Source organism: Chamaesiphon sp., assembly GCF_041737865.1.
GTDB lineage: Bacteria > Cyanobacteriota > Cyanobacteriia > Cyanobacteriales > Chamaesiphonaceae > Chamaesiphon.
This window is the reverse complement of record NZ_JBGSQZ010000226.1, coordinates 1-11,466: the sequence shown is the minus strand read 5'-3', so window position 1 is coordinate 11,466 and position 11,466 is coordinate 1. Positions and strand designations below refer to the sequence as shown.

Below are 11,466 nucleotides of genomic sequence, written 5' to 3'. Positions count from 1 at the left end.
GCGATTTAATTCGAGCTGTTGATGATTTTCAGCATCGTATCAATCGATCGCCTATTTCTCTTGCCGATCGATTATGGGTGAAAAATCACCTCGATCCTGAAGAAGAGAAACTACGGGTTTCATGTTAGACGGGGTTTAGGTGCTCCAATCCAGCAGTATCGCACCAAATCCGATTTCCCTCACCTCACGCACAAAGCGATCCCCACCACCTTGATAAAAGGCGGGACAAAAGTCACAAAAGTTCGCGAACAGCGAATGCGTCCCCATGCTCTGGTAGACTTGTAAGCGACTGAAATCCCTATAAATAGAGCTTTTTAGGAGCAAATCGCAGTGGAAAATAGTTTAGGTTTAGAAATTATAGAAGTAGTTGAGCAAGCCGCGATCGCGTCAGCACGCTTGATGGGTAAGGGCGACAAAAATGAAGCCGATCGTGTTGCAGTCGAAGCCATGCGCGAACGGATGAACAAAATCCATATGCGCGGACGCATCGTCATCGGTGAAGGCGAACGCGATGATGCACCCATGCTCTACATCGGTGAAGAAGTCGGGATTTGCTCTCAGCCTAACGCTAGCGATTTTTGCAGCATCGACGAACTCCTCGAAATCGACATCGCTGTCGATCCTTGTGAAGGGACAAACCTCTGTGCATACGGACAACCTGGCTCGATGGCTGTATTAGCTATCTCCGAAAAAGGTGGTTTGTTTGCGGCTCCTGACTTCTACATGAAGAAACTCGCTGCACCTCCAGCAGCTAAAGGCAAAGTAGATATCAATAAATCTGCTACCGAAAACCTCAAGATTTTATCTGAATGTCTCGATCTGCCGATCGACGAATTAGTTGTCGTCGTGATGGAACGCGATCGTCATAACGATCTGATTGCTGAAATTCGCGCTGCTGGTGCGCGGGTTGCTCTGATTACTGACGGTGACGTTGGTGCAGCGATCAACTGTGGTTTTGCAGGTACCAATATTCACGCGCTGATGGGTATCGGTGCGGCTCCTGAAGGAGTCATCTCCGCTGCGGCTCTACGTTGCTTGGGTGCTCACTTCCAAGGACAACTCATCTACGATCCAGCGATCGTCAAAACTGGCTTGATCGGTGAAAGTAAAGAAGCAAATATCGATCGACTCAAATCGATGGGTATCACCGATCCTGATAAAGTCTACACCGCTGAAGAACTCGCTTGTGGCAAAAACGTGCTGTTTGCTGGTACTGGGATTACTTCTGGTAATATCATGAACGGTGTTAGCTTCTTTAAAGGTGGCGCACGTACTCACACCCTAGTTATTTCCAGTCAGTCCAAGACTGCTCGGTTTGTCGATACCATTCACATGGTTGGTAAACCTCAGACAGTCAGCTTGCACTAGGCTTTAGGCTTTAGGTTGGAGGTTTTAGGTTTTAGGTTTTAGGGTTTAGGTTGTCAATATTGGGCTTTGGGTGCTGATGAGCCAAGCATCTTGCTAGTGCCCTCACACCTAACCAATACCTAAAGCCTAACCTAGTTCCCTAACGCCTAAAGCCTTACCCAACAATTAACCTAGTTCCCTAAAGCCTAAAGCCTAAAGCCTAACGTCTAAAGCCTAACCTGGTGAAGAAGCATAACAAACCATTTACAACTCATCTATAATTAGCGCAAGATAAGCAGCGATTATATACAATAATTAAACCAGCTTATCGCTGGGACAACACATCACATCTGAATATATTGCGTTGTCAACGGTTAAATGTCCGTAACTTATATAACAAAACTTTAAAAATCCTCACTTTTTGAACGCGGAGTAGACATGAATATTGCTGTTATCGGTTTGAGTCATAAAACCGCACCTGTAGACATCCGCGAAAAACTTAGCGTTCCCGATACGCAGATGGAAGCAGCGATTCAAGCCCTCTGCAATTATCCCCATATCAAAGAAGCGACGATTCTCAGTACTTGCAATCGCCTCGAAATTTATATTGTCACACCTACAGCCGATCGCGGCGTCCAGGATGCGATCCAATTTCTGGCAGAATTTAGTAAGCTACCGCTCAAAGATCTCAAACAACATTTATTTATCCTGCTGCACAAAGATGCTGTGATGCACCTCATGCGCGTCGCTGGTGGCTTGGATAGTCTCGTTTTGGGGGAAGGACAAATCCTCGCCCAAGTCAAACAAACCCACAAAATCGGACAGCAATATCAAGGGATGGGTGCGATTCTCAATCGGTTATTTAGACAAGCTCTTACCGCAGGGAAGCGGGTACGTACCGAAACTAGTATCGGTACGGGTGCAGTATCGATTAGTTCGGCTGCGGTAGAATTGGCACACATGAAAGTTGGGAATTTTGCCAACCATCGGATCTCAATCCTGGGTGCTGGTAAAATGTCGAGACTATTGGTACAACATCTGATTTCCAAAGGTGCGACAGATATTACGATCTTAAATCGATCGGTAAAACGCTCCGAAGAGCTGAAACTGATGTTTACGGCGATCGATCTCCAACTCCACCCAATGGCTGATATGATGAGCGCGATCTCTACCTCCACGCTCGTCTTTACCAGTACTTCAGCCACCGAACCATTATTAAATGCGGCTAAATTAGAAGCCGTACTAGATCCTCATCACTCGCTGATGATCTTTGATATCTCCGTACCGCGCAACGTCCATAGTGATGTTAACGATCTAGTCAATATTCAAGCCTTCAACGTAGACGATCTCAAAGCCGTCGTCGCCCAAAATCAAGAACGCCGGATCAAAATGGCTCAAGAAGCCGAAGGTATCCTCGAAGAAGAAGTCGAAAACTTCAATAGTTGGTGGCAATTGCTCGAAACCGTGCCCACAATCAACTGTTTGCGGGATAAAATGGAGACAATCCGGCTCCAAGAACTCGAAAAAGCTCTATCCAGATTAGGTGCTGAATTTGGCGAACGCCATCAAGAAGCGATCGAAGCTTTAACTAAAGGCATCGTCAATAAAATCCTCCAAGATCCGATGGTACAACTCCGCGCCCAAGAGGATGCCGATACCCGCCGCAAAGCCATGCACACTCTCCAGGTATTATTCAACCTCGACAGCGAACAGCTCGGCGCGAATTCTAATGTGTAGGCTTTAGGCTTTAGGCTTTAGGAGTAGAGGGTAGAGGGTAGAGGGTAGAGGATGATGAGGTTTTAGGCTTTAGGCCTTAGGGAAATACAGATCTGCATCCAGAGATATGTCCCAATTCAGCCCAATTCAGCTCGATCCTAGTCCAACAAACCTTAACCAAGCACTATCCACGACGTACCGCAACCCCCACCCCGCTTCCCACAATCCAATCCTTACGCAGGGGAGTTTGAGGGGCGGCGTTCCGCTCATCAACGGGGGGTCTGGGGGTCGGAACCCCCAGATCCAGGTTCTGCCCCCACTAATAAACCCGCAACCCACAAGTTCTCATCGCTTGCTGATTGGCTTATTACAGATAGTCACATTAATTAGGAATACACCTAAAGCTAATTATGGACATTTCAGCATCGATCGAACACGCCATCACCAACTACTTCAGCCAGTGGCTCATCGCCCATCCCTATCTAGCCTGGACGATCGCCCATCCCCTCCCTGGACTAGGCTTACTATTACTCACAATCTTCTCTCTATGGGGGCTAATTAAGGCGATCGGACGTGGCATCGAACAAACATGGCTGTTTTTGCTCACAACACCATTTAGACTGCTCCAGCCGATTTTTGGGTTCATGTGGAGTTCGATGCGCGGCATTGGGCACAATAAGCCTAATGATGAACAGTTGAGCTGGAGATCGCTCCCAAATTCACCAGAGCGGATCGACTATATTATCGATCGATTAGAGATCCTCCGTCAAGAACAAGATGCCCTACTCCAAGAGCTATCTACACTCGCGGGTTCAGCCTCCTTAAAATCTAATCCTGGGGCGATATCGGATACTCAGTATCAAAATCTGTACGCCAAGTTACTGAAATAAAACCAACTTCAACTTTTAGCACCTACTACTGTTCAAATAGATATGCGATAATAAAAATGTGAATGTATCGTTTGTGTAGCTCTTACTCTCATAAGTTCAATAGCGTGGCTAGACTTGTCTCGAACCTTTTACCGAAATTTGAAAAATTGCAAGATTGTAATTCAGTGGAAAGATTAATTAACGTACATATCGAGAAACTACCTGAAGGCTACTACTTAGCCACTTCCGATGCTCTACCTGGATTAATTGCTCAAGCTCCAAGTCTCACTGAAACTCTAGAAATAGCTCAGGATGTTGCCAAGCAAATATTGACAGCAATGGCAGAACGCAATCAGCTAGTTGAATGTTTCCCCGCCATTGCCGACGAATTTGATTGCCCTCTCGTACTAAGCAAATAAGCGGGATGGGCAGGTTATCGGGATTCAGATATCGTGAAGTAGCTAAAGTGTTGAGAGTATATGGATTCGCGCTCGATCGGCAAGCTTCTGGCAGTCACGAAATCTGGTTTAATGATAGCAGCGGCAAATATACCACCGTCCCCAACCACAATGGTGACATGCCTGAAGGTACGCTTCGCCAAATTTTGAAGCAGACAGGCATTGAGACTGATGATTTCTTGTATCATTCTCACTGATAGAGGGTAGAGGGTAGAGGGTAGGGAAACACTCAATCGCACAGTACATGAGACATTACCAACACCCTTGCGCGAACAATCGCTAAAATTGTTTTAGGTAAGTCGATCGCGAGTATTTTAGAACAGTCTGGTGTATACTCTTTGACATAGCTACTGAAGTATTTGACTAAATCCTCCCCCTACTCTGCACCCTCTACCCTCTACCCGCTCATGCTTGCTGGATCGACCCAATTTGAAACCCTAGAACAGGCATTAAAGCATTACTTTGGGTATGATGAGTTTCGATTGAGTCAGCGGGAAATTATTAATACGGCTCTAGCCAATCGAGACTTACTCGTTGTGATGCCAACGGGTGGCGGGAAGTCGCTCTGTTTTCAGTTACCAGCATTATTAAAACAGGGTGTGACGATTGTGATATCGCCGCTGATTGCCCTGATGCAGGATCAAGTGCAGCAACTGACGAATAATGGTATTCCAGCTACTTTTCTAAATAGTAGTATTAGCACGGAAGAAAGACGCGATCGAGCAGCGGCAATTTATAATGGCGAGATCAAACTTTTATACCTAGCTCCCGAACGTTTGAATCAGGAATTTATCAGTAACTTTCTAATCGATCTGCATCAAGAAGTGGGGATTTCTGGATTTGCGATCGATGAAGCGCATTGTGTATCTGAATGGGGTCATGATTTTCGTCCAGACTATCGGAAATTATCGCAATTAAGACATTATTTCCCCAAAGTTCCCTGGTTGGGTTTGACAGCGACAGCCACAGATCGAGTCAGGCTGGATATCATCAAGCAGCTAGATCTCCGCGAACCAGATATTCATGTCGCTAGTTTCAATCGTCCGAACTTATATTATGAAGTTCGCCGCAAAACTACTACTCCATACAAAGAACTCCTCGCTCAAGTCAAGCAGTCAAAAGGAGCGGGAATCATCTACTGTTTGAGTCGCAAGAAGGTAGATGAACTCACATCAAAGCTACAGCATGATGGGATTAAAGTATTACCTTACCATGCTGGTTTGGATAGTGAAACTAGAACCAATAATCAAAATAGCTTTATCCGCGATGATGTGCAAATTATGATTGCCACAGTCGCCTTTGGAATGGGGATTAATAAACCCGATGTCCGGTTTGTGATTCACTACGATCTACCGCGAAATATTGAAGGTTATTATCAAGAATCGGGACGCGCCGGACGCGATGGCGAACCCGCTCATTGTACGCTGTATTTTGGGATGGGAGATATTAAGACGATCGAGTATCTAATTGCTCAGAAGATCGATCGAGAAACGGGGATGGCACTTGAAGAGGAACAGCGAATTGCGACTCAACAAATGCGGCGGGTGATTAATTATGCGGAAGCGACTGAATGTCGAAGGATTATTCAGTTGGGCTACTTTGGCGAGAGTTTTCCTGGTAACTGCGATGGTTGCGATAACTGTAAGTATCCTAGACCGATTTCCGACTGGACGATCGAATCGCAAAAACTATTATCCTGTGTGGCTAGATTTAGCAAACAGGGACGCAATTTTGGGCTGAGTTATACCATCGACGTGCTACGCGGTTCTAAAAGCGATCGAGTATTGAAAAATGGACATGATACTCTCTCTACTTATGGGATTGGCAAAGATCGCACCCAAAATGAGTGGCGGATCTTAGGCAGATCGCTGTTACATCAAGGTTTAGTTGATGAAACTAGCGATGGTTATTCCGTCTTGACGCTTAATCCCTTGAGCTGGGAAATCCTCAAAAGCCAGCGCAAAGTAGAAATGGCAATTGCGCCGAGCCTCCCCACCGCCGAAACTCTAGAGATCGGTACCAATACTGCTGAAATCCAATCCCTATTCAACCGTCTGCACAAACTCCGCAAACAATACGCCGACGCAAATAAAGTGCCACCATATGTGATTTTTGCCGATTCCAGCCTCAGACTGATGGCACAACAACAACCGCAAACCCTCGCTCAATTTGCCCAAATTTCCGGTGTAGGGGCACGAAAACTCGCGCAGTATGGGGAAATGTTTACAGGTGAAATCAGAGCCTTCCGCGCCGAATCTGGCCTGTCTGTGCAAACAGAATCCGATCCTACACCCCCATTAAATCCTTCTCCCCCCAGCAAAAGTGAGGTATCCTATACCCACTTACAGACATTGGAATTGTATCAACAGGGTTTGAGTTTAGCTGAGATCGCGACAAAACGATCGGTACGTGAGAATACTATTTCCGAGCATCTGATTAAATTGATCGATTGTGGTTATGAAGTCAATATCGATCGGATCGTACCACCTGCAAAAGCAACCGCGATCGAGCTAGCAATTAATACCGTCGGAGCTGAGAGGCTGACACCGATCAAGGAGCATCTGGGGGAGGACTATAATTATGAAGAAATTAAACTAGTCAGAGCGAGGCTGAGAAGTCAAGTTGACAGTTGATAGTATCGTAGGGTGTGTTATCGCGAAGCGTAACGCACCTGGGGGAATAGAAGGAAATGGCTCACTCAAATAAATCTCACGAATCATTTACGATCTCTAAGTTGATAGTTGATCGCGAAGTTTTAATGATACAACTCTGGTTGGTTTGTTGCGGAGATCTTTACCCCACCCCAGCCCTCCCCTTATAAAGGGGAGGGAGCATAAAGAATCGGCTCTAATTGCTGCTAGTAGAGCTAGGATTTGACAGGAGAGAGCTACTAAATGGATTGGGTAAATCGGCTGTACGAACTGGCGTGTCACCGCGTTGACGAATTAAGTCTCGATAGATGTTGTTAACAGCGCGAGCGTCGCTTACAGCGTCAAGATCGGGATAGCTCAAACCAAATAGTAGTGTAGCTTGACGATCGATCCCTGTATTGCGATAGGTATCGCCTGACTGCTTGAACATCGCATCAGTAATGGCATCAGTAATCCGTGGGGATTCTGCATGTGCTGGGGATGTAAAACATCCAGCCGCTGCAATAGCTAGGGCTAGGAAACCGAGCGTCTTTAATTTCATCATGAGTTAAACCTATAGATCGATTATTTACGTTATTCAACTAGTCGATGACCAAATCAGGAAGATTTAGTCGAGATAATGGGTGGTGGCTAGGATAAGATCTAATACCCACGATCTAAACATCACAATTATGCCTTCACCTTCTGGCAATATTCCCTATTCGACGATCGATCTAACTACTTTGCGCCAACATCTTTTAGATTTGCTCTGTCAGTTAGCCTACAAGGAAGGAGATTTCGTGCTATCTTCCGGTCAAAAAAGCACCTATTATATCAATGGTAAACAAGTAACTCTCCACCCTGAAGGGGCTGTAGCCACCGCACGGCTGATGTTAGCCATGCTACCCGCCGATACGGATGCTGTCGCGGGTTTAACGCTCGGTGCAGATCCGATCGTTTCTTCGGTGAGTGTCGTATCTGTCTATGAAGGCAAATCTATCCCCGCATTAATCATCCGCAAGGAAGCTAAAGGACATGGTACCCAAGCCTATATCGAAGGTGCAACCCTCAAACCAGGCGCAAAAGTGGTCGTATTGGAAGATGTCGTCACTACCGGACAATCAGCGATGAAAGCGGTAGAACGACTCAGAGCTGCTGGTTATGAGGTCGATCGAGTGTTAACATTGGTCGATCGTCAACAAGGCGGTGCTGAATTTTATGCCGCTCAGGGGTTACACTTTGAGACGATATTTACGATCGAAGATTTACAGGCTAGGTATCGCGAATTAGGACTTTAGACTCTAGGTTTTAGTTGTAGGGTGTGTTAGCAAAGCGTAACGCACCAATAATGTAAGGTGGGTACTGTCTAAGTGTTAGGCAATTTGATGTCTAAGAGGCTGTTTGAAAAGTTTTATTTGTGACGCGCAGACTGTCAATCCCCCTAAATCCCCCTTAAAAAGGGGGACTAAGACTCTTGCTCCCCCTTTTTAAGGGGGCTGGGGGGATTCAATCTATACTTTTCAAACACCCTCTAATTAAAGATCGCAGTTGGATCGATCGCTACAGGTAAAATTCTATCGATCGAACCAACTCAATCCGATCGCCCTTCGCGATTATCTCACCTGTTCGGTCGCCGAATTCTGGCTACAGGCAAATTATAATCGAGAGTAGGAAAGCAATATCTAATCAACCGATAGGAGATGACTATGACTTCCACCACACCGAACATTATGCCGATCGAAGACATTGAAGTAATGGCTCGTCGCATCGAGGCTGCGGCTCAAAAGCAAGTTGCGATCGACATCGCTCGTCTCAAAGCAATGGGTAAGCCAATCCATTACGAAATCGGTAAAAAATTGGTAAGAGAAGAAGCCAATGGGCAAAAATTTGAGTATCGATTGCTAGCAGATGGTAGCGAAGAAATTTTAGAAGAACTCCATTAACCCATGCCAGAACTCAGAATAATCGCTGGTGCAAATGGATCGGGAAAATCTAGCTTAACTAAGCTTTCGACGATAATTCTACTAGTGCAGGGCATCAATTAGTTGCAACGCGCGATCGAGAAAGAACGGTAATTTATATGCAGGAATTACCTGGATGGATCGATCGAGCAAATCTAAATATATAAATGTATGACAGAATTAATTGAATTTGAGACAGATCGCCTCTATTTACGCCAATGGATTGAAGCAGATCGAGAACTTTTTGCGCGACTTAATGCCGATCCGCGCGTAATGGAATTTTATCCTAATGTACTCGATCGAACCGCTAGCGATGCAATGGTCGATCGAGTTCAGGCAATCATTAAGGAGCGTGGTTGGGGCTTGTGGGCGGTAGAATTAAAGCCAGATAAGCAATTCATCGGCTACGTTGGTTTGCACGTCCCCAAGGCAGATTTACCCTGCTCTCCGTGCGTCGAAATCGGTTGGAGGTTGGCTTGTGAATATTGGGGCAAAGGTTATGCAACCGAGGCAGCTAGGAGCGTGTTAAAAGTCGGTTTCGATCGACTCAATTTACCAGAAATTGTCTCGTTTACCGCAACAATCAATCGCCGATCTCGCGCTGTTATGGAGCGATTGGGGATGAATTTGGATGCCGAAACATTCGAGCATCCGATCGTTCCAGCCGGACACATCCTGCGCGAACACATTCTCTATCGATTATCCAGGGAGGAATGGCGATCGATCCCATCGTCAATGCCATAATACCGGATATTCGGGACTGAAAAGCTGCTAAAGTGAATGATAAAAATATATAAAAATTGCGAGGAAAGCTAGTTTGAGTCAGCGTTCTGGTATTGCACCCCATGGCGGTAAATTGATCGATCGCATCGCCACCCCCGCTCAAAAGGCTGAGTTTTTGACTAAAGCCGATAATTTACCTAGAGTAACACTGGACGAACGGGCATTTTCCGATCTAGTGATGATTGCGATCGGTGCTTTTAGTCCGCTTCAGGGATTTATGCCAGAAGCGGATTATAATAATGTCGTCGCCAAGATGCGATTGGCAGATGGTTTACCTTGGTCGATTCCGATTACTTTGTCGGTAACTGAAGCTGTTGCCGCACCATTGGTAGTAGGCACGCTCATTCGCTTGGATGACACTACAGGTAAATTTGTTGGTGTTCTAGAATTAACCGATAAATATACTTATAACAAGCAGCAAGAAGCAATTAATGTCTATCGCACTGATGATGAAAAACATCCAGGTGTCAAAGTCGTTTACGACCAAGGTAATGTTAATTTAGCTGGTGCAGTCTGGTTATTAGAACGAGCAGCACATCCTCAATTCCCCACCTATCAGATCGATCCTGTAGCTTCCCGCGCCGAGTTTCAAGCCAAAGGTTGGAACACCATCGTGGGATTTCAAACCCGCAACCCGATTCACCGCGCCCATGAGTATATTCAAAAGTGTGCGATGGAAACTGTGGATGGGTTATTTCTGCATCCATTAGTTGGCGCGACAAAGGAAGATGATATTCCCGCAGATGTGCGGATGCGTTGCTATGAGATTATCCTCGAACATTACTATCCTAGCGATCGAGTAATTCTCGGCATCAATCCCGCCGCGATGCGCTATGCTGGGCCGAGAGAAGCCATCTTCCACGCCCTAATTCGCAAAAATTACGGTTGTACCCATTTTATCGTCGGACGCGACCATGCGGGCGTAGGCGACTACTACGGTACCTATGATGCTCAACACATCTTTAGTGAGTTCGAGCCAGGCGAACTCGGCATCACGCCGATGATGTTTGAACACGCTTTCTATTGTCAAGTTACCAAATCAATGGCAACTACCAAAACTAGCCCTAGTACTCCCGAACAACGAGTGCATCTATCGGGGACTAAAGTCCGAGATCTGCTGCGTCAAGGTGAATTACCGCCACCAGAATTTTCGCGTCCTGAAGTTGCCGCTGAATTAATTCGGGCGATGAAAGGAAACAAATAAGTGGCAATTATCAACTAATACCGAGCATCTGCGAATCGATTACCAAGTATAAACAATAAATCTATGTCTATCAAATTTTCAATCTCGACAATAGCAATCGCGGCAGTATTAACATTAACTCATGCTGCGATCGCGACTGCTGAAGTTTACAAAACTAGCAAAGATCAAGTGGTAGTTACAGGTTTGACAGCTAAACAAAAGTACCCCATCAAAGGGACTAATGCTAAGAACAAGCCAGTCACACGTAAAGATGTCGCCGCAAATACTTGTGGTGAAGCTCTAGTTGATGGTGCTGGAAAATATAAATCATTGGTTGTCGGTACAGAAACGATCGATCCTGCTACTTTATCTGTTAGAGAACATGCTAAGTGTAAGGGTGACATAACCACACGTCAAGCGAGTACGCTATGACGTGGGCTTCCTTGCAGCCCTATTAAGGGTGTACAGGATTTCCTTCATGGTACTGTTATCTATAGAACCAACTACAGAAAGATTCCC

The 11,466-nt window shown here is 45.7% G+C and carries 12 protein-coding genes; 11 read left to right on the top strand and 1 reads right to left on the bottom strand.

Going from position 1 to position 11,466, the window contains the following annotated elements:
• The first annotated feature begins 330 nt into the window (after positions 1 to 330).
• The 6 genes from glpX to recQ all read left to right on the top strand — a co-directional run bounded on the left by glpX (position 331) and on the right by recQ (position 7,023).
• Positions 331 to 1,368 (top strand): class II fructose-bisphosphatase, encoded by a 1,038-nt coding sequence (gene glpX / locus ACEW9J_RS17110; protein ID WP_373546315.1) that lies wholly within the window; start codon positions 331 to 333, stop codon positions 1,366 to 1,368.
• Positions 1,369 to 1,785: 417 nt separating this feature from the next.
• Entirely contained in the window at positions 1,786 to 3,084 is a 1,299-nt protein-coding gene (locus ACEW9J_RS17105; RefSeq protein ID WP_373546314.1) for a glutamyl-tRNA reductase, read from the top strand.
• A 389-nt stretch (positions 3,085 to 3,473) separates the two neighbouring features.
• Positions 3,474 to 3,953 (top strand): hypothetical protein, encoded by a 480-nt coding sequence (locus ACEW9J_RS17100; RefSeq protein ID WP_373546313.1) that lies wholly within the window; start codon positions 3,474 to 3,476, stop codon positions 3,951 to 3,953.
• 164 nt (positions 3,954 to 4,117) lie between these two features.
• A complete protein-coding gene (locus ACEW9J_RS17095; protein WP_373546312.1) occupies positions 4,118 to 4,351 on the top strand; it encodes a type II toxin-antitoxin system HicB family antitoxin in 234 nt (77 codons plus the stop codon).
• Between the two features lie 5 nt (positions 4,352 to 4,356).
• On the top strand, positions 4,357 to 4,587 hold the full coding sequence (locus ACEW9J_RS17090; protein WP_373546311.1) for a type II toxin-antitoxin system HicA family toxin: 231 nt from the start codon (positions 4,357 to 4,359) through the stop codon (positions 4,585 to 4,587).
• Positions 4,588 to 4,797: 210 nt separating this feature from the next.
• A complete protein-coding gene (gene recQ, locus ACEW9J_RS17085) occupies positions 4,798 to 7,023 on the top strand; it encodes a DNA helicase RecQ (RefSeq protein ID WP_373546316.1) in 2,226 nt (741 codons plus the stop codon).
• 214 nt (positions 7,024 to 7,237) lie between these two features.
• Here the strand turns inward: recQ and ACEW9J_RS17080 are convergent, their stop codons facing one another.
• On the bottom strand, positions 7,238 to 7,585 hold the full coding sequence (locus tag ACEW9J_RS17080) for a hypothetical protein (protein ID WP_373546310.1): 348 nt from the start codon (positions 7,583 to 7,585) through the stop codon (positions 7,238 to 7,240).
• A gap of 127 nt (positions 7,586 to 7,712) precedes the next feature.
• Here ACEW9J_RS17080 and pyrE point away from each other — a divergent pair, with 127 nt between their 5' ends.
• From pyrE to ACEW9J_RS17055, 5 genes are all read left to right on the top strand, one after another.
• Positions 7,713 to 8,318, top strand: a complete 606-nt coding sequence (gene pyrE / locus ACEW9J_RS17075) for an orotate phosphoribosyltransferase (RefSeq protein WP_373546309.1) — start codon at positions 7,713 to 7,715, stop codon at positions 8,316 to 8,318.
• 408 nt (positions 8,319 to 8,726) lie between these two features.
• On the top strand, positions 8,727 to 8,963 hold the full coding sequence (locus ACEW9J_RS17070; RefSeq protein ID WP_373546308.1) for a hypothetical protein: 237 nt from the start codon (positions 8,727 to 8,729) through the stop codon (positions 8,961 to 8,963).
• Between the two features lie 189 nt (positions 8,964 to 9,152).
• On the top strand, positions 9,153 to 9,725 hold the full coding sequence (locus ACEW9J_RS17065; RefSeq protein WP_373546307.1) for a GNAT family N-acetyltransferase: 573 nt from the start codon (positions 9,153 to 9,155) through the stop codon (positions 9,723 to 9,725).
• A gap of 73 nt (positions 9,726 to 9,798) precedes the next feature.
• Positions 9,799 to 10,968, top strand: coding sequence for a sulfate adenylyltransferase (gene sat / locus ACEW9J_RS17060; protein WP_373546306.1), 1,170 nt, complete (start codon positions 9,799 to 9,801; stop codon positions 10,966 to 10,968).
• A 63-nt stretch (positions 10,969 to 11,031) separates the two neighbouring features.
• Entirely contained in the window at positions 11,032 to 11,379 is a 348-nt protein-coding gene (locus ACEW9J_RS17055) for a hypothetical protein (RefSeq protein WP_373546305.1), read from the top strand.
• Positions 11,380 to 11,466 lie beyond the last annotated feature (87 nt).

Bases quoted from the DNA above. Each gene is read 5' to 3' on its own strand.
- ACEW9J_RS17105 (WP_373546314.1), top strand. From the start codon at position 1,786: ATGAATATTGCTGTTATCGGTTTGAGTCATAAAACCGCACCTGTAGAC.
- ACEW9J_RS17100 (WP_373546313.1), top strand. From the start codon at position 3,474: ATGGACATTTCAGCATCGATCGAACACGCCATCACCAACTACTTCAGC.
- ACEW9J_RS17090 (WP_373546311.1), top strand. From the start codon at position 4,357: ATGGGCAGGTTATCGGGATTCAGATATCGTGAAGTAGCTAAAGTGTTG.
- recQ (WP_373546316.1), top strand. From the start codon at position 4,798: ATGCTTGCTGGATCGACCCAATTTGAAACCCTAGAACAGGCATTAAAG.
- ACEW9J_RS17080 (WP_373546310.1), bottom strand. From the start codon at position 7,585: ATGATGAAATTAAAGACGCTCGGTTTCCTAGCCCTAGCTATTGCAGCG.
- pyrE (WP_373546309.1), top strand. From the start codon at position 7,713: ATGCCTTCACCTTCTGGCAATATTCCCTATTCGACGATCGATCTAACT.
- ACEW9J_RS17070 (WP_373546308.1), top strand. From the start codon at position 8,727: ATGACTTCCACCACACCGAACATTATGCCGATCGAAGACATTGAAGTA.
- ACEW9J_RS17065 (WP_373546307.1), top strand. From the start codon at position 9,153: ATGACAGAATTAATTGAATTTGAGACAGATCGCCTCTATTTACGCCAA.
- ACEW9J_RS17055 (WP_373546305.1), top strand. From the start codon at position 11,032: ATGTCTATCAAATTTTCAATCTCGACAATAGCAATCGCGGCAGTATTA.